Below are 18,816 nucleotides of genomic sequence, written 5' to 3'. Positions count from 1 at the left end.
CTTGAAGTAGTGTGACCATAGCTGTTATTGCTTTTCAAAAAACAGGGTTACTTTTCCGACTGTAAAACCCCACTTTGTCATTTCGGCAATATTAAACATCCGTGTCTCATCCTGACGGAACATCCAGTCGTCAAAACGAATATCGTAGCTGGTATCGTCTATTGGCACGCGTAATGTGTATTGCCAATTCAATGCGTTACCAACGGCCACACCTTTAGCCTCCCCCACTACATCACCCGCTTTACCAATATAAGTGTCGTTACTGCCGCGGGTGATTTTCCATATTCTTTGTTGTTGCTCGCCATCATCGAAAAGGAAATCTTCTTTTAAGGTCAGTGCATCTCCGTCGACGGTTCCCTGGATCCTGACATCGAACCGGCGTATCTGCTTTCCGCTATAGTTCTGAACCATCCCCCATGCCAATACTTCCCCTTCGAAATACTCAAACAGGTCAAACTTTGGTTGCGATTGGTCATATTCGCTGATAGAGGTTGAGCAGGCAGACAAGAGTAAAATCGATAGCGAAAAGAACCAGAACCGTAATCGTTGAGTCATCCTTTTATTCCTTTATTATGAAGATTATCCAATCAACTGACTTCTTATTTCAGGATAAGCAGTTTTCGGATCCAGCCATATCCCGAGAAAAGCCTTCGCCATCTCCTCGCTCTCCACGGTGCCTAGCAAGCGCTGATCCAGATAAAATGCCGCACCTTGCTCATTTACTACGAAAATCAGTCGATCACCTTTTTTCACATCAGGCCAGATTAGCGACAACTGACCTAACCATTGCTGACGCATCGACCGGTCAATCCCCAGATGCGCCCACTGCTTATCCGTCGCTTCCAGCAAATCCTCTTTATCGATATCTCGGCGATAACGAATCACCAATGCCATCTCTTGTTGATCAATATTATAAGTCCCATCCGGCGTACGTAATTCCGAATCGTAAATCACCCAAAATCCCCAGCTCAGCTCTGCGCGTCCGACTGTTTTCCAGATCTGCCAGTAAGATCCGGCATTCGCTGAAGTCACGGCCAGTAATAAGATCATGCTCACAATAGCAGTCAGCGACATATTGGCCCGGTATTGTTTTATATGCTGATAACCAGTCATGTTTTATCCCTCCCAACGGTGGATACATTTTTTCAGGAGTACTAAAAGAATCATGAAATAAACCAGCCAGGCCACCAGAAGGATTATCACAGTAACCGGTATACCCAATGGCCAGCTGACGGCTTCTAAGCGAAATCCCGCCCAATAACTGATCATTCCACCAATACTTCCTATAATAACCAATACGTATGGGGGGTAATTCTGGATCACTTTTCTTACCAGCCAGACAAAGGAACTAAAGCCGAGCCAGAGCAATATTAGCCACAGCGGGAGAGCATTCCCGGCAAACTGGTACACTCCGAAATAACTCAGCAACATATCCATTGATATGCCGGTAATACCGGCAATAATGGCAAATCGCCAGCTCCCCCGGAATGTCCACCAGCAGCCAATAAGCATCACAATTAACAGCCAGATATAATCAAACTGACCCCAGACAGCGAGCAACCAATAAAGATTAAAACCAAGGGTAATGGCAAGAAAATGAAGTCTTGGCATGTCTGAGCCTTTTGCTGTCGGTAAGTCGCGATGAAAATTCACGTTCTGAGCTCCCGTCAGTGCGGACGACTGACAACAAGCTGAACAGTGCTGATACTGCGCTCTAAAAATCCGCCTTCGCAATAACAGAAGTAGTAACGCCACATGCGTACAAAGCGTTGGTCATAACCGTACTGAGCCAGTTTATCTGCATTCTGATTAAACGCCTGATGCCAGTCTGACAGGGTTCTGGCATAGTCGATGCCAATATCTTTTATATCTCTGACTACAAAATCACTGTGTCTGGTCATGTGATTGACCAATACGGTAATTGATGGCAAGAAACCGCCCGGGAAGATATGCTTCTGGATAAAATCGACCCCGCGGCTGTAGCTATCATAACGCTGATCACTAATAGTTATCGTCTGGAGCGCCAGTAAGCCCCCAGGTTTTAATAACGACTGGCACTTCTGAATATAAGTTGTTAAGTACTCTTTTCCGACCGCCTCGACCATCTCGACAGACACAACCTTGTCGTACTGACCGGTTAAATCCCGGTAATCATCAAGCAACAGGGTGATTTGATCACAGAGGTCTTCCTGTTCGATACGCTCTTTTGCCCAATCGTGCTGCTCTTGAGATATTGTGGTGGTAGTGACACGACAACCATAATGTTTAGCGGCATAAATCGCCAATGCGCCCCATCCGGTGCCAATTTCTAACAAATGATCGGTCGGCTTAAGATTTAGCTGGCAACACAAGCGTTCCATTTTATTGATTTGCGCCGAAACCAGATCATCATCCTCTGTTCGATAAATTGCACAGGAATAGAGCATATTCGGATCGAGAAATGATGAATACAGCGTATTGCCCAAGTCATAGTGCGCGGAAATATTTTGTCTGGCATTATCTTTATTGTTACGACGTAACTTGTGGGTAATTTTAGAGGCAAGTTTGGTCAGCCAACCTACTTTGGCTTCCAACTTATCCAGAATCGGCATGTTGCGGGCCATCACCCGAACCACTTGCGTTATATCAGGAGAATCCCACCAGCCATCAACATAGGCTTCACCCGCTGCAATGCTGCCTCCGGTCAAAATGCGTTTATAAAAAGCTGGATGATTAACGATCAATTGCGCCTGCAGCTCGGCGCTCTGATCACCGATATGATAGGTATCCCCCTCTTTTTCAACCAGCGTCAGCCCTACTCCCTGTAATTTTGCCAACACTTTAAATACGACTTTTCTTGCAACGTTATCAGGCCTTGAAGCTGATACCGCCGGATAGTTAATGTCACTTCTTAACATCATGAGCCCCCAATTTTTCTTTACGAGTTGCCGCCTTGTGCACGGTGGCGTCCTTGGCATATTCTGTATCACTAACCGCTCTGTCGGGTTTATCTTTCTCGCTAGCGGGATGCGGGTAAAATGGTGCACCTTTAATCCAAAGCCTGAGTGCTTGCCAATAAATGCCAAACACCACTTTGGCGGCCATTACCGGCGTTTTGAGCAACAACTTTAGCAATACCCCTGATGTAAACGGCTGACGGCTTAATGCCATAGTGGCATCGAAAATTTTGCCGTCGTTGTTGCTATTATCAAGTGAGTGGTTTGTGAGTGAACGGTTATTATCGGGGTGGTTTTCCATATGCACAAACACCCTGTCACCGGGTTCACTAATTCGCCATTGATATTGTTGCGCCATTGGGTTGAATGGCGAGACATGAAAGGCTTTCGGTTCACTCCATACCTTGTCTTGCCACTGCGAAACGGCTGGAATAACGTAATAATGGCGCTCGTTCCACGGCGTGTTACTGACTTCCGCCAGCATATACCGCCATTTGTTATTCTTGTCATAGAGGTAATAAAGATTGAGCGGACTAAAATAAAATCCGCAGTAACGAAGCTGGCACAACATCAGAATTTTTCCGCCCACCCGTTCCCCAGTCAGGTGCTCAACCTTATCTCTGACCGCCTCGCGTAATGAACACTCACCCTGCATATAATCGGTACGCTTAAAACGGGCAAAACTTAACCGCGACAAGCCAAAACCACGGATAGTTTGAGTTAACTCCTCCAATTCGTCCAGGTCGATCAATGGCATGAATAAAGGGTAAACAAATTCATGACTGACCGGCGTGAAACGCCGGTGCCTGATACTGCCCACATAGATCCCGCTGTTCATAGACCTGCCCTACTGTTCAGGCTGGCACCAACCAGATCTTCATTGGTAGTATTTCTACTACTACTGGTGAACACTGACTCTTCGCTGGCATTGATCCCAGCCACCACATCTAAGGCACTTCTTACTCCATCTTCGTGAAAACCGTTGTACCAGTAGGCACCACAGAACCAGCAGCCCTGTTTACCGTTGATATCAGAACGCGATTGCTGGGCAATGATACTTTGGGTCGAAAATACCGGATGGGCATACACAAAACGGCGCAATATTTTATCGGGATCAATCTTTTCGCTCTGATTAAGGGTGACGCAGAAGGTTTCCGGCGCATCGAGCCCCTGCAGAATGTTCATGTTGTACGTCAGGGTTGCGAGCATATGCTCCTGTGATCGACCGGTCTGCTTGTCCGGTTCCAGGCGATAGTTCCAGGATGCCCAGGCAGCGCGGGCTTCAGGCAGTACCCGGGGATCGGTATGAAGCACGACTTCATTATCCTGATACTCAATAGCACCCAGTGCCCGTTTCTCATCAGTGGTGGCATCTTTCAGCATCGCCAGCGCCTGATCACTGTGGCAGGCAAAGATCACCTGATCAAAACATTCAACGCCGTGCTCGGTTTCAATCTCTACGATACCGTCCCTGCGGGTCACGCCCACAACCGGGGTATTCAATGCAATGCTATCGGCAAATGCCGGCGTGATTTTGCGAACATACTCCCTGGAGCCACCTGGGATCACGGACCACTGAGGCCTGTCGGCTATATCAAGTAAACCGTGGTTGAGGAAAAAACGCAGGAAAAATTCGAGCGGGAATCCGCGCATATCAAACAGGGATGAAGACCAGATCGCGGCTCCCATCGGCAGAATATAGTTTTCACTGAAATACTCACCAAAGCCATGGCGGGATAAAAAGTCTCCTAAGGTTCCCGTTCGGAGCGTATCGCTGTTGGCGGCGCTTTTCGCCAGCCGGTTAAACCGCAATACCTCATACAGAAAGTAGTAGAAACGAGGATTGAGCAGATTTCGCTTCTGGGCAAACAGGGAAGAAAAGCTGTGGCCGTTATATTCGAGTCCGTTTACTTGATTGCAAACGCTGAAGCTCATCTCAGTTGGCTGTCCCTCGATACCAATTTCAGCCAGCAAGCGTTCAAAATTCGGATAGGTCCGGTTGTTGAAGACAATAAAACCGGTATCTATCGCATAACGCCCACTCGGTACGCTGACATCAACCGTGGCCGTATGTCCGCCGATGTAATCATTCGCTTCAAACACCTTGATGTCATGCTGTTGATGTAAATACCAAGCGCAACTTAATCCTGAAATACCTGAACCTATAATTGCTATTTTCATGATCACTTCCTTGTGAACCGCTTAATCGCCATCAACTGCAGACCCAGTGGCAAGAGCGCAATGAATTTAAGTATCAAACTAAACTTTAGTGGAAAATTGATTTCTATTTTGCCCGCAGAGATACCCTGACGGATTTTTTCCGAGGCATAGTCTGCCGTTACCAGCATCGGCATCTGAAAATCGTTTTTATCGGTCAATGGCGTTTTTACAAAACCAGGATTGACTAAGGTCACCGTAACGCCTAGAGGCGCTAGATCAATTGCCAATGTATGGGTCAGATAGGCCACCGCCGCTTTCGACGCGCCATACGCTTCAGCCCGTGGCAGCGGCACATGAGACGCCGACGAGCCAACGACCACTAAGTGGGTCGAAGACGTAAATCGTGACTGCATGGCTTCAATGCAATGCAGCAAACCGAAGACATTGACATCAAAAACTCGCTTAAATAGCGCAGAATCAATAACCCCATGTTCGATATATTCACACGTACCGGCATTGAGAATGATCAGTTCCGGTAAGTCTTCAAGACTTTCAATTGCTTGCTTCACCTGATCAATATTAGACACACTAAATGACAAAGGCGTAATGAGATTATTATTTTCTGCCAGATCGGCGAGGCGATCCTGGTTTTGACCGCAAGCGATGACTCGCCACCCTTCCGCGGCATAGTCAATCGCAAGCTGCCGACCTATTCCCGAGCTGGCACCGGTAATTAAAACCTGTTTCATTGCCCCAACCTCGTTTTAATATGACGAATAACTTTGCCAAGCAGCGGCACACCCTCGTAAATCATTTCCCCCAGATCGAAATAATCACGATGATAAATAACTCGGTCATCTTTAAACTGAAGCTGGGAGCAACCCTCAACACGCCGCAACCGGCCTTTTTCCAAATCAGGATGCGAGAAAGTCATTGTCCATTGCACAAACGCCTGCGTCTCGTCGGCCAGCCAGGAATGAACGACAAATTCACAGCTATTAATCGTGCTATATAGATTTTTAAAGTAATGATGAAGATCATTCCACCCATCAATACGATGGGCCGGATCTTCAAATACCACATCCTGGTGATAAATATCTTCAAGCTCGGCTAGATTGTTTTTCGTCAGCTGGCTATAAGTATCAATAAAATGTGCAATGGTCTTATTTGATGGCGCTGACATCTCGCTCTCCTTTTATTACCCGCTTTTGAGTCGCCTATATATTTTCCTGAACTAATGCCTTAGCCTGCTTAAAGCTCTCGATGGCCAGCAAGCGGGCCTGTTTATGATCCACAATAGGTCGCGGGTAATCTAATGTATTTGCCCCATCCCAAAGATGGGGGGTATGGATATATTTATTTGGAACATCTTTCAGCTCCTTTATCCATATACGAATGAAATCACCGTTTGGATCAAATCGCTGGCCTTGTAGGGTCGGATTAAACACTCGGAAATAGGGCTGCGCATCGGTACCTGTCGATGCGGCCCATTGCCAGCCGCCATTATTAGAGGCGAAATCACCATCAATAAGGTGAGACATAAACCATTGCTCTCCCGCCCGCCAGTCAATTAACAGGTCTTTGGTAAGGAAGCTGGCAACAATCATCCGAAGCCGGTTATGCATCCATCCCGTCACCAGCAGCTGTCGCATCGCGGCATCAACAATAGGAAAACCCGTTTGCCCCTGCTGCCAGCATTTCAGATCTTCATCCGCATCTCGCCATCTGATTTTCGATGTCCAGGCATGAAAAGGCTGGTTCCGACTTAACTTACCGTAAGCTTCTGTCAGGTGGCGGTAGAATTCTCGCCAGATCAATTCATTCAACCAGCAAAACGCACCTTGATCCGAGGGTTCAAGACACTGAGGAAATAGACTTCTTAACATACTGAGACATTGCCTGGCCGACAAAGCACCAATTGCTAAGTAAGGCGATAAACAGCTAGTGCCGTCAATGGCGGGGAAATCTCTGTGCTGATGATATAGCTGTACTTTTTCTGAACAGAAGGCCTCTAAGCGCTGACGTATGGCATCTTCTTCGACCGGCCATAACACACTGTCTTTTTTCGGATAAGTAAACGACGTTGAGGTGTTTTCCTGATCCAGCAGTGATGTTGTTACCGGATGCACCACGACCGCTTGAGGCGCGGGCTGCGCTTCAGGCAATAATGAGTGATAGACGTTCAGCCACTCGCGCCGAAAGGGAGTAAACACCTTAAAAGGCTGACCCTGCTTGGTTTTCACTCTCCCCGGCGCTATGGCGCAACTGTCATCAACAACACTGAATTCGACCTGCATGCTAGCCATAGCCTGACCAACATGATGATCCCGTTGTTGCTCATTCCATTCATCCTGCTTATTACAGAACACATGGGATATCTGGTACTGCTTAACCAGATTTGTTATTAACTCAGGAATAGAAAGGTAATCACCAACTTCGCAAATCAGCAACGGGATATTCAATTCACGGAGTTGTTGTTGTAATACCCGCAATCGGCGCTGAATAAAATCAACCTGGATCGGAGCCACATCGTGTTCAAGCCACTGCCTCGGCGTCGCAACATACAAAGCCACCACGGGCTGTCCCGACATGCAGGCATAACGTAACGCGGTATTATCGACAGTCCGCAGATCAGCCCTGAACCACAGCAAATGCGTTCCTTTACTGCTCATTACCGCTCCTTGTAAAAACCTTGACATTACTCTTCCAGAACGCTGTTGTTATTACTTTTTCCATCTGTGTCCTTTACCAATCATCATAGGCAATAAATTGATTGCCTCTAAATTCACAACGAATAACGCAGCTTAAGCTCTTCCGGATAAGGGTTTAAGAATCGTTGCGATTGCAAATACTCATTGGGGTGCTGCTGCAAATAATGCTTGAACAAGGTCACAGGTGCCAGTAATGGCAGGTGACCTTTGCGATAATTAATAATTAACGCCGTCAGCTCTGCCTTTTGTTCTTTATCCAGCAACCGTTTGAAATAACCCTGCATGTGCATTAACACATTAGTATTAGTACGGTTGTTCGCTTTATGCTTAATCGCTGTCATAAATTGCAGACGGTACGCGATGAAGAACTCTTCAATATCCCACTCTTTAATTGCTGCCACCAACTGACCCAGAGATTGGTATGAAGTCAGGTTATGTGCCATCAGCACCAACTTATAACGGGAATGGAATTTAACAATGGCCTCCCGGGTCAGGTTGCCGTTGAGTGACTGGTATAAGTCATGAAGCGCAAATACGCGAAAAACGAAGTTTTCTCTTAATACCGGATCTTGCAGACGGCCATCTTCTTCGACAGGCAACCAGGGCATTTTTTCCATCAGCTTACGGGTAAATATGCCGGTTGTTCCCCCCGGGATGGTATTGCCATTGGCCATGTATAGCTTTACCCGCTCCATGCCGCAGGTTGGTGATTTGGCACACACAATGTAGCCGCACAGTTCCTGTTCCTGAAGTTGCGGGATCTTCTTATCGCTAAAAATCATCATCTTTTGAGTGTGATCCTGGCTCGCATCTTTCGTGCCGACCAGGCGCTGCTCCCCATCCATATCTAACAGACGAATAGCCGGCCTAGGGGTTGGTAACCCAATACCGACTTCGGGACAGACTGGCTGGAACTGAAAATATTGTGCAAGATCTTCGGCAACAAAACGATTTCTTTTGTGTCCACCATCAAAACGAACGTTTTGTCCAAGTACACAGGCACTTATACCAACTGGAATACGCATTGTCTTTTTCCTCACACTAAGCACTAACTTATATATAGGTATACAGGGCAGAACTGAGAAAAGATCACTCCCATCGCATTTTATTTACAAACTTTGACATAGACGATGCCGGCCAAACCTTCTGACCGGCATCAGAACAACCAATTATTAATCTAAAATCAACTCCTTACATTAAGCTTTCATGGTGCTATGTTATCGACATTCAGCACCAGACCACCGCCAAAATCATCGGTTGCCACAACAGAGTAAACCCCGCCGTCATCAACGGTTGCTGTTGCCGACACTGCCGGAGTAAAGCTGCCATCACCCTCCAGGATCACCGCCAGAAAGTAGGTTCCGGCAGGCACATTCAATGTAGCCGTACCTTTGAACGCAACCCCTTGCAGAACAGCCGTAGTCTCATTAAATGCGCCATCGGCAGAGGCGTGAATATCCACAAGTCCCAGACTATCTGCGGCTGGACTGGCATGAACAACCCGCAATTTGGCATAAGTCGCAACCGAGCGCAGATCTTCGCCTATCACCAGGGGTTCGATGGTTGAATCGTTCACTGAATTTAACTTACCTACAGCATAGATACTGGTGGTAGTTCCTGCCTCAAAACTGGTTCCCGGGGCATCGATCACGACCAGGCTGTTATCTGCAGAAGCGACAACACTCAGATCGTAACTGTCAGGGGCAAGATCGAGACTGCGAAATTCCTTGAATTCAATATCTGTCAGACCGACTACGGCAGAGCCGGAAGCCAGCACATCCACAGCCGGCGCATCATCTACGGTATGAACGACACGTACGGCCGCTTTTTCTTCAGTGCTGCGCAGTATATTCACCGCAGTGCCATCAGCGACCAGCAGATTGACTGGCGAGACAGCACCACCATCGACGTTGGGTACGGCGGTGATCATCAGATCGCTGCCGCCAGCCAGATCCAGTTCCCCGCTGTCAAAGGCAACACCTTTATCACCGCTGAGGGTAAGTCGGATTCGGTAGGTTCCCGCCGGGATGCTTACAGGCAGATCAGCACTGTCGACTTTAAATTCAAGGCCACTGATAGCGGGTGACTGATCAGCAATATCGTCCGTGGTCAGATAGACATCGACCCCAGGGACATCGGGATGGGCGTGCAACACATCAATCCGAACCTCGTTGTTTGCCGGCGAGATAGCGTCACGGGATAACACCACCGGTTCAATGCCAGCGGTGTAGTTCAGCGCGACAATGTCATATTGCATATCCGGTGCAAAGTTTAGGTTGGCCCCAATCACTTCTGCCGATGCGTCGCCAGCCAGCAATGCCTCAACACTCACATCGTAGGCGCCGGACTCAAGACTGATGAGGCCGCTGCCAACCTGATAATCGACCTGGCTGAGCCCCTCAACTGTGGCGCCATTCAGTTTAATATCAACCAGCGGCGCATCAGCACTGGCATGTGTTACGCGGATCTGGGATTCCGGGTGATCAGAGTCTGAGTCATTACATCCAAATAGCAGTGTTGTGGCGCCGAGCATTAATCCTAACGAGTAAGCATTCATTTGGTTTTACCCTCTTCCTGTTTTTGTTAGTCAGGAGTGATTACACCCCAAGGCTTAGGCTGGATCAGCCAACTTAAGACTTATTTTCTGTTTTGTCTGTATGTCATTAATTCTTTTATCTATTTAAATCTACCGCCGTTACCCATTTAAAAAACATACATCGCAGTGATCGTTATACCGTAAAGTTGCGTTAAAGAGGTATGGATACCATGCTTCTAAGTGATACGATGAAAAATTCGATTCAGTTATCTCATTTCGGCAACATTAAGGAGCTTATGGTCAGCGAAGCTTCCGCGGTGAGTGATATGGGCGACTTATTGTTCAATATTGCTCATACACGGTGTCAACAAAGCTACGAACGTCTGTTCGTCGAGGTCGCTCCACGTCTGCTCAATTTCTCCCGGAAACAACTCAGGGACGAGTCAATGGCATTAGAAGTGGTCCAGGAAACCATGTTAAAAATATGGCTAAAGGCCCATCTTTATGACGAATCTAAAGGAGCGGCAATAACATGGATTTACTCTGTTGCCCGTAACGTCAAATTCGATTTACTGCGACGGACTAAGCATCAGCAAGACTGGGTACAAGGTGATGACTTATGGCCGGTACTCAGTGACGAACGGGATTCGGACAGGCTGCCAAAAGAATTTGAACCGATCGTCAAGCAGGAGTTACAGGAATTGGTAAACCAGCTACCTCCGGCTCAGGCCGAGGTCGTCAGGATGATTTGCCTTCAAGGTGTATCACACCTTGAGGCTGCGGACGCGCTGGGTGTGCCATTAGGAACAGTAAAAAGCCGTTTACGATTAGCATTACAAAAAATGAAGGAGGCACTGGATGGCTAATGTTCACTTTCATCCGAGCGATGATACTCTGGCCCGCTATGCCGCAGGCGATCTCGATCCAGCCTCCAGCATTATGATGAGTGCCCATCTGGAATACTGCATCGAATGCCGACTGCGTATCGATGAGCTTGAAGACAGTTATTCACAGGAGCTGGAGTCGACACCGACCAAACCTATGACAAGTGGGTTGACAGAAATGTTAAGCCAAATTCTCTGTCGGACTGCAGAGCCTGAGGTATTAGAGCCGGTTGCGAGTTCTGATGTTCTAAAGCTGGGTGACAAAGAATTCCACCTGCCGCGGGTATTACAACGTCACAAAGATAAAATCGGGGACTGGAGTCGCCTGCCGGGTAAAATACAGCGGGCCCATGTGTCGACAGGTGGTCAGAGCAAAATGAACTTCATCTACATGGCGCCTGATAGCTCCCTGCCGGAGCATACCCATCAGGGACAGGAAATCACCCTGGTTTTATCAGGACGGTTTATCGATGAACATCACAGCTACGGACCGGGAGACTTTATTATTCAGACCTCTGAAAATAAGCACTCACCGAAAACCCGGGCGGGACAGGACTGCCTTTGTTTAACCCTGCTAGATGGTCCGTTACGCTTCACCTCCGGAGTGGCGACGTTATTGAATCCATTTAGTCAGTTATTTTTCCGCTAACATATCGAGTTAAGTGAGGTGTTGGATAAACCTCAATGGTTATCCAACGTCTACACAACATGGGTTATGCGTATTTCATTGGCATAATGCTTTGGGTTGAAGGTTATATAAATAATTGATGTTACTATCACCAACATAAGGTGCATACCCCAACCATAGGAAAACTCGCAGGTCCATTGATGTAATTGTGCAAATAGCAATGGAGACACAGAAGCGATCAAAAATCCGCCACCTTGCATAAGTGCCGCTAGGGAGCCCGCAGTTTCGGGACAGGGGGAGTGATCGAGTGCAGTGACAATCCCTAAGGCGAAAGCTCCTCCAAGGCCAGCCCCACAGACACCCGCCCAAAGTGTAGGAGATAAATCAGGTAAATAGGTCAGCCCCCAAAAACCTACCCCTTGCATTATCACTGTCACGAGCAACCAAGGCCGGCGATCATTATGTTTTCTGGTTAAAGCTGGCAGACCAATAGCAAAAACCGCTTGGCTAACGGCCATCACCGCCACTAAATTACCACAGCTTTCTATGCTGGCTCCTAAGCTTTGATAAAAAGGCGCTAACCAAGTGACCATCGAAGCATAGCCTCCATTGACCATGCCAAACGCAGCTATCAGAGTCCAGGTTCGAGGCCGACGCAGCAACTGACTAACGCGGGCTTTGTTAGGTAAAGCTGCCTTTGTTTCGGATACAATAAAAAAAGCAACAATAAATGCAATAAAACTTGGCAGTGCCAGCCACGCCAGAGCTTCTTGCCAGTCATACCCTGAGTCCAAAAAAACAGGCATCAACCGCGCGCCTAATGCCCCTCCTACCATCAGCGTCGCAGAGTAAATACCCGTTATCGCCGGAGTACTTTGGGGAAAGTGAGCTTTAATCATACCGGGAAGGATCGATTGGATATAGGCAACCCCTATCCCACATAATGCCGCGGTAAAAATGAGCGTGGTGCTGTTAGTTACAAACAGTCGCAATAAAGATCCGCCGGTTAATAAGCCTAAAGCAATAAGCAAACCGCTACGTGACCTAACGACAGGTGGGATAATCGCTACCCCAAATGCGCCAAGCCCCATCAGTAGCATTGGCAGTAGAGTGAGAATAGAGACCTGATTATAACTCAGTCCAATCTCATTTATGATATCAGCCAGAATGGGCCCAGGCGCAACTAAAAATGGCCTTAGATTAAGGCCAATCAAAACAACAAGAGCCAACAACTTAAACTGAGTTCTCAAGTAGCCGTGCTTTTTCATTGGTTTTACTTTCAGTTAGGATCAGAGGAGTGTGAAGCCCATAGTTCATAAAGATCTTCTTTATCATATTCCCTTTGAGGTATGTGCTTGATGGATGCCCAACTCTGCTGATCAAGAGGAAGGGACAGTTGTTTCGCTATATTGGCAGTCGACAGATTGTAAGGTTCGGCCTGATCATTCGAATAAGCATAAACGACTTCTGTTATCCCTGACATCCGTATCGCGGCCAGACACATTGGGCAAGGTTGTCCTGATGCGTAGACCGAACAACCATCAAGGCGCGTTGAATTGAGAACTTGACCCGCCTCACGCAGTGCCAAAAGCTCAGCGTGAGCCGTCGGATCATTGTTTTCCAGCATACGGTTAACGCCACGGGAAACTACCTTGCCATCTCTGACAACTACCGCACCAAATGGCCGTCCCCCCTGAGCAACGTTATTACGTGCCAATATCAGTGCTTCTTCAAGAAATGGATTTTGGTTTTGCATTTTTCCTCCCGGTATTTCAAAATACAATGTCCGAATCATCATGGTGTCACTATAAGTGTACTTTGCATAAATAAGGAAATTAATTCTATAAATAGATAGTATTCAAAAAATAAATACTATTTCCCATATCAGGTAAAAGCTTTTAATATTTGTCAGGTTCTGAATTTCAGACGCCCGATAGCAAACAATAATATTAACTATATCCATGATGAGAATATCGTGATGTTTGAACCTCGCCTGCTGCGTGCTTTTGTTTCCCTCGCCGATACAGGCAGTTTTACCTTAGCTGCCGATCATTTACATCTTACACAATCTACGGTCAGTCAGCAGATTAACAGGCTAGAAGACATCGTTGGATGGGAGTTATTCGATCGAACTCAAAGACCGATTAAACTCACGAGTACAGGTGAAAAACTATTAGGTTATGTGCGGAAAATATTATCCTTACAATTTGAAGCTCAAGCTTTACTCTCTAACCCAGCAGGGAGTGCATCGATAAAAATAGGTTTGCCGGATGATATCGCGACGTCAGATATGACCCTTGCTTTCGCTGATTTTGCTAAACAAAACAAAGAAAATCACCTTGATGTGACAACTGGGCTTAGTTTAGATCTGATTCAAAGGTTTCGAAATGACGAATTCGATATTATCGTTGTCAAAGAATCAACTCCTGCATCGGATCGGCGTTCAGTATTTCCAGAGCCGATGGCTTGGTATGAATCTATTGATTTGCATCCCCCGTGGACAGAGCCATTACCCCTAATTACTTTTCCACCCGGTGGACTTTACCGTGATACAATGTTTGAGCGTATTAATCACGAAGGTAAACATTGGTATGTCGCTTTTTCAAGCAGTAGCATCAATAATGTACTTTCAGCGGTAGAAGCGGGGCTTGGTATAACATTACTTCCTGTAGGTGCAACGATAGGTCGAAGAGTCAGGCCGTTTAAAGGGTTTGGTAACGAACTCCCCATGGTAATTACTCTTTATTCTAACAACGAGCGCCCCGCTGTTGAGAAATTAAGCGAAAATATGTCATCAGTATTATACTCCCGCTTTCTCTATACAATACAAAGCCAACAAAAAAGCGATATAGCAACATGAACTTCAACTAAAACACCCATCACAAAATACCTATAAAAATCATTTTTATTTTTTCCAGAAACATCACACATTACTGAACGATATTGAAACGATGATAACACTATATGTATAATCGCCCCTACAACACATAATTTCATCTGTATTTAGAATAAAAAATGTGAATCAGTTATAATTAATATTATTAATTATAGTGTAATATATTGGAAAATACGTTTCATTTTTCAGTGATGATAGGTGTGTCAATAATGAATCTAATCCCTCCGCAACTATTTGTAGCCTACATTGCTGTGTGTGAAACGGGTAGCTTTACAAGAGCAGCAGAAAGAGTCCATAATTCTCAATCTACCATAAGCCAACAAATAAACCGTCTTGAGTCAATACTAGGATGCACACTACTAATACGCTCATCTCAAAAGATTAAGTTAACAGAGAGAGGAGAGTTTGTTTTACGCCATGCTCATAGAATTATAGACTTAAATAATTTAATGATTGACAATTTAAATAAAAACTCAGAACAAGAAGTAATAAAAATAGGGGTTCCTGATGATCTGTCTGTAGACGTGACTCGAGGGATTGTTGAGTTTCAAAGAGACTATAATATTTTATTTGAATTTACCTCTGGGTTGAGTAATGACCTATACAAATCCTACCTAACAGGAAAGTATGATCTGATTTTAGTTAAGCAACCCATACTCGGAAATGCTTACGCCTATCGACGAGAGACTCTCGTCTGGCTTGACAGTGAAAACCATCCAACATTTGATAAAAAAATCATTCCGCTTGTCCTATTCCCCACTGGTGCTTTATATAGAGACCATATTCTAAACTCACTGGATAAATTAGGATATAGTAGTCGTGTTAATTATTGCAGCAGTGACCTATCAGCTATTATTACTGCATCATCTGTTGGGTTCGGTATTACATTGTTACCTGAAAAATGCAAAACATCTGAGCATAGAATAATAGAAGAATTACAAATTCATGCCCCTGTAAATGATTTCTACTTGGCGCTTTATGTGAGCGATTCCCACAGTATCATCATAAATAAAATAGCAAGTGAACTAGTGAAAATGTTCAATCTTAAACCACAACAAAACATTGTAAGCACATTAACATGAAAGCAATTAAAATTTCGAGACCAATTTGTGACATCATAGATAAGAATGGAACTATAACTACGACTATCCATTCTATTTACAAATCGACATGCAATCTTAAAAGTGAAAATAGATTAATTTCTTTATTATTAAAGAACAAACAGATGAATCCAGCAAGTATTATGTTAGATTCATCTTTTTTTGATGGCCAAATGGCTATTGGAGATACGGTTGAATTAACTAAAATTTCAAATAACAGCAACATAAAGGAAAGTTTTTTCCAACTCTATGTCGATACAGACAATATAGACATCTTCGATCCCTCTCTGCCTTGTCATCATTTCATCGATTTTTCTCAAATGAGAAATATAAATAAATATCTAGCAAAAAATGAAACGGAAATGGGTATTTATCCCTTGCTTTGCAAGCATTATAACGATGATATTTCAAGCAGTAAATCATACTACTCCTCTATGATGGAAAATTATATCACGCCTTACTTAAATGATTTTATAAATGAACTTGAAAATAAAAGCCACTCTATTGATTTAAAATTCACAATCGGATTCGGCGCAGGCTTAACGCCATCATTCGATGATTTACTTGTTGGCTTAATGTCGTTCTTAGTATATACAAAAAACGATTATTTTCAGGTTATATCAAGTTCCTGCCTGATCCGTGTTGATCAAACAACAGATATCAGTAGGGAGATGCTACTGCTTGCAACCAAAAAGCAATTTAATGAAGATATTATCAATCTTTATAACGCAATAGACAACGAAATTCTCTTTATGGATAGATTAGACAAAGTAATGAAATATGGCCACTCATCTGGACATGACACACTTTGCGGTATTTATTTAGGCGTAAAACTATTTGGCTTTCCTTCAAATAAAAAACAGCTTAAACTTCTTTAAATACATCAATACCATCCGACTGGTCAAAGGTTACAGTCGTTATCATCGCCCAGAATTAAACCAAGTGGTACTGGAGCCCATCTGTGAGAACCAAGCTGGGATACCCGTTTATATGCAGGGCTCGAGCACAAAATCCGTGAGCAGTTAGCCATGAGCGAAGAATTCTTCCCCAGCATGGTTAAGAACAAGACCACCTCAAAACCGACCGCGCGTTGGGTATTCTTGAAGTTTGAGGGGATAGATACACTTGAGTTAGGCGACCAAAGGTTCATAACAGGCATCAAAGATTATCAGACACGTTTAGTCAAACTCCTCGGTAAGCTATATGAAGCGGTTTATTCCTGAAATTGCTGCGGAATCTCGGATTTAAGACCGGATACCGGTTGAAACAGTCAGTAAATCCTGAAAAACGGAACGCCCCCAGTTAAAATAACCGCGAGTCGCTCCGATGTTTTCAGAACCTTACAACTGTTCTGAGAAGTATGCCTCTATGATTGATGTGAAAACACTCATCACTCAGCACTCTGCTCAACACTCAATGGTTCAAATTTGAATAGAGTTCTTGCAGCCAGGTAGAAAACTGCAGCAGAAACAATACCGCAAATTACCACGGAATACTGAGGCGCATTGAAATTGACAAGCAATGCGACACAGGAGGCCAAGGCCCATGAGATAAATGCACGCGGCTCCCAATTCAGCAGGTGAGCATTATTGTGTAATTTTCTATGCAGAATCACCTGGTCCACGATAATAATCGTTGCAATCGGGGGGACAATCAGGCCAAGCAGATTCAGCCAGTCCTGAAAAGCATTCCAGATACCTGTCATCGCGACCAAAATTCCTATCCCTCCCAGGACCACCGTCAGCGTTCTCATACTTTTTCCAGTCATATGAGAGAAACCTACAGCCGCGTTATAAAGGCAATGAGTGCATCCTACTCCCAAGTTGATAAAAATAAATACGATTGCCAAGATTGTCAGTAGAGGACCGTGACCTGACAAGACCAGCATAAAGTTTCCGCCATCGAGCTCAGGGTTGGCAATAACTCCAGTTGCCACAATGATCGCCCCAATCACCTCTGCCAAAAACTTTCCGACTGGAAAAGCAGAAAATGCAGCTAAAAAGCCCTCGCGTCCATTTTTTGCCCACCGTGTAAAATCTGCGGTCATAGTGCCTGAATCTGCAAAAGTAGCAAAAATCAGAGTAACTGCCGCCCCAAAGGAGAATGCAGACGCCATCTCACCTGGCTGGTAGTTGACAATCTCCGACCAGCTGACATTGCCCGAGTCCATGGCAAAAGCAACACCAAGAGAACCCAGAACAAGATACAGCGGCGCCGCAATCCACCCGAGAGCGGTCAACGCCTTAACGCCGATGAACGTCGCGGCGACATACAAAATGCCGCCCAACAAAGTCATTCCCAGCAAACTTGCACCGAAAGATTTAAACATTGTGTCGCCGGTCAAGCCTACCATCAACGCAAACCAGCCCACCACAACGACAGAAAGCATACCGGAAACGATCCAATAGCCTTTCTTTCCAAATGTTCTTTGCGCAGTCATCGCAAAGCTCATTCCCGTGGATCCTGCCAGCCAACTCAAGGTGCCAACGATCAGGCAAAGAAGTAGATTTCCAGCAAGAATCGACGCAACGCCTAGCTTGAATCCGAGCATGGATGTGATCACGCCGCCAATTACACAGCTTGTCAGTACCATCGGAAATCCAAACCAAACTGCGGCGACTGACGGCAGAGATTTTCTTTTATCCACCGGTACCGGAATAAGTTCATATTCAGGCTCTAAAAAAACATTATCATTTTTTTCACTTGTCATGTGATTCACCTTCAAAAAAATAATTTATAAGTAGGCAGTGTGTATCTAAACGTTTTTATCACTATTCTCCGACATCATGTCGACCGGCATTCGAGGCAATAAGAACGATGGAGCACCCCATAATGTTCGTCGCATTCAGCTTTGGCGTGCAGATGCAGATTTCGTCTGTTTATATCTCGGCAAGCTATATGAAGTGGTTTATTCCTAAAACTGCTGCGGAATATCGGTTAAAATAAATAAACAGCCTAAACATCT

Annotated in this window: 19 protein-coding genes and 1 pseudogene; 6 read left to right on the top strand and 14 right to left on the bottom strand. The window is 45.3% G+C overall.

The features are described from left to right. Window positions 1-24: 24 nt before the first annotated feature. The 11 genes from R3289_RS03835 to R3289_RS03785 form a co-directional block, all read right to left on the bottom strand. Window positions 25-555 carry a DUF3833 domain-containing protein gene (locus R3289_RS03835; protein ID WP_318924165.1) on the bottom strand — a complete coding sequence of 177 codons (531 nt, stop codon included), beginning with the start codon at window positions 553-555 and terminating at the stop codon, window positions 25-27. A 24-nt stretch (window positions 556-579) separates the two neighbouring features. After that, window positions 580-1,113: a chalcone isomerase family protein gene (locus R3289_RS03830; RefSeq protein ID WP_318924164.1), complete on the bottom strand. Its 534-nt coding sequence runs from the start codon at window positions 1,111-1,113 to the stop codon at window positions 580-582. A gap of 3 nt (window positions 1,114-1,116) precedes the next feature. After that, a complete protein-coding gene (locus R3289_RS03825) occupies window positions 1,117-1,653 on the bottom strand; it encodes a DUF2878 domain-containing protein (protein WP_318924163.1) in 537 nt (178 codons plus the stop codon). A gap of 14 nt (window positions 1,654-1,667) precedes the next feature. Further along, entirely contained in the window at window positions 1,668-2,897 is a 1,230-nt protein-coding gene (locus R3289_RS03820; RefSeq protein ID WP_318924289.1) for a cyclopropane-fatty-acyl-phospholipid synthase family protein, read from the bottom strand. Beyond that, complete coding sequence (locus R3289_RS03815; RefSeq protein WP_318924162.1) at window positions 2,884-3,774, bottom strand: DUF1365 domain-containing protein; 891 nt, start codon at window positions 3,772-3,774, stop codon at window positions 2,884-2,886. The genes R3289_RS03820 and R3289_RS03815 overlap by 14 nt, the downstream gene beginning before the upstream one ends. After that, window positions 3,771-5,117, bottom strand: coding sequence for an NAD(P)/FAD-dependent oxidoreductase (locus tag R3289_RS03810; RefSeq protein ID WP_318924161.1), 1,347 nt, complete (start codon window positions 5,115-5,117; stop codon window positions 3,771-3,773). The genes R3289_RS03815 and R3289_RS03810 overlap by 4 nt, the downstream gene beginning before the upstream one ends. 2 nt (window positions 5,118-5,119) lie before the next feature. Next, window positions 5,120-5,845, bottom strand: a complete 726-nt coding sequence (locus R3289_RS03805; RefSeq protein ID WP_318924160.1) for an SDR family NAD(P)-dependent oxidoreductase — start codon at window positions 5,843-5,845, stop codon at window positions 5,120-5,122. Beyond that, the gene (locus R3289_RS03800; RefSeq protein WP_318924159.1) at window positions 5,842-6,279 is read right to left on the bottom strand and encodes a nuclear transport factor 2 family protein; all 438 of its coding nucleotides are present in this window, start codon (window positions 6,277-6,279) and stop codon (window positions 5,842-5,844) included. The genes R3289_RS03805 and R3289_RS03800 overlap by 4 nt, the downstream gene beginning before the upstream one ends. Window positions 6,280-6,313: 34 nt before the next feature. Beyond that, window positions 6,314-7,768, bottom strand: coding sequence for a deoxyribodipyrimidine photo-lyase (phrB, locus tag R3289_RS03795; RefSeq protein ID WP_318924158.1), 1,455 nt, complete (start codon window positions 7,766-7,768; stop codon window positions 6,314-6,316). 113 nt (window positions 7,769-7,881) lie between these two features. Beyond that, complete coding sequence (locus tag R3289_RS03790) at window positions 7,882-8,832, bottom strand: DUF523 and DUF1722 domain-containing protein (protein WP_318924157.1); 951 nt, start codon at window positions 8,830-8,832, stop codon at window positions 7,882-7,884. Between the two features lie 179 nt (window positions 8,833-9,011). Further along, the gene (locus R3289_RS03785) at window positions 9,012-10,364 is read right to left on the bottom strand and encodes a DUF4397 domain-containing protein (protein WP_318924156.1); all 1,353 of its coding nucleotides are present in this window, start codon (window positions 10,362-10,364) and stop codon (window positions 9,012-9,014) included. A gap of 227 nt (window positions 10,365-10,591) precedes the next feature. Between R3289_RS03785 and R3289_RS03780 the strand changes: the two genes are divergently transcribed. After that, window positions 10,592-11,209 carry a sigma-70 family RNA polymerase sigma factor gene (locus R3289_RS03780; protein ID WP_318924155.1) on the top strand — a complete coding sequence of 206 codons (618 nt, stop codon included), beginning with the start codon at window positions 10,592-10,594 and terminating at the stop codon, window positions 11,207-11,209. Then, on the top strand, window positions 11,202-11,876 hold the full coding sequence (locus R3289_RS03775) for a ChrR family anti-sigma-E factor (protein WP_318924154.1): 675 nt from the start codon (window positions 11,202-11,204) through the stop codon (window positions 11,874-11,876). Before R3289_RS03780 ends, R3289_RS03775 begins: the two co-directional genes overlap by 8 nt. A 50-nt stretch (window positions 11,877-11,926) precedes the next feature. On the opposite strand, the gene R3289_RS03770 is transcribed toward R3289_RS03775, so the two are convergent. Next, the gene (locus tag R3289_RS03770) at window positions 11,927-13,123 is read right to left on the bottom strand and encodes a cyanate transporter (protein WP_318924153.1); all 1,197 of its coding nucleotides are present in this window, start codon (window positions 13,121-13,123) and stop codon (window positions 11,927-11,929) included. 11 nt (window positions 13,124-13,134) lie between these two features. Further along, window positions 13,135-13,611, bottom strand: coding sequence for a nucleoside deaminase (locus R3289_RS03765; protein WP_318924152.1), 477 nt, complete (start codon window positions 13,609-13,611; stop codon window positions 13,135-13,137). A 222-nt stretch (window positions 13,612-13,833) separates the two neighbouring features. Here R3289_RS03765 and R3289_RS03760 point away from each other — a divergent pair, with 222 nt between their 5' ends. The 4 genes and pseudogenes from R3289_RS03760 to R3289_RS03745 form a co-directional block, all read left to right on the top strand. After that, window positions 13,834-14,715, top strand: a complete 882-nt coding sequence (locus tag R3289_RS03760) for a LysR family transcriptional regulator (protein WP_318924288.1) — start codon at window positions 13,834-13,836, stop codon at window positions 14,713-14,715. 245 nt (window positions 14,716-14,960) lie between these two features. After that, window positions 14,961-15,833 carry a LysR family transcriptional regulator gene (locus tag R3289_RS03755; RefSeq protein ID WP_318924151.1) on the top strand — a complete coding sequence of 291 codons (873 nt, stop codon included), beginning with the start codon at window positions 14,961-14,963 and terminating at the stop codon, window positions 15,831-15,833. After that, a complete protein-coding gene (locus R3289_RS03750; RefSeq protein ID WP_318924150.1) occupies window positions 15,830-16,729 on the top strand; it encodes a DUF2877 domain-containing protein in 900 nt (299 codons plus the stop codon). Before R3289_RS03755 ends, R3289_RS03750 begins: the two co-directional genes overlap by 4 nt. A 108-nt stretch (window positions 16,730-16,837) precedes the next feature. After that, window positions 16,838-17,074 (top strand): annotated as a pseudogene (locus R3289_RS03745) (IS1634 family transposase); the annotation flags it as partial. A gap of 167 nt (window positions 17,075-17,241) precedes the next feature. On the opposite strand, the gene R3289_RS03740 reads toward R3289_RS03745, so the two are convergent. Then, window positions 17,242-18,561, bottom strand: a complete 1,320-nt coding sequence (locus R3289_RS03740; RefSeq protein WP_318924149.1) for a cytosine permease — start codon at window positions 18,559-18,561, stop codon at window positions 17,242-17,244. Window positions 18,562-18,816: the final 255 nt, after the last annotated feature.

The sequence above is a fragment of the Photobacterium sp. genome, from assembly GCF_033720175.1.
In the GTDB taxonomy this organism is placed as follows: domain Bacteria; phylum Pseudomonadota; class Gammaproteobacteria; order Enterobacterales; family Vibrionaceae; genus Photobacterium.
This window is presented reverse-complemented; position numbering and strand designations above follow the sequence as displayed.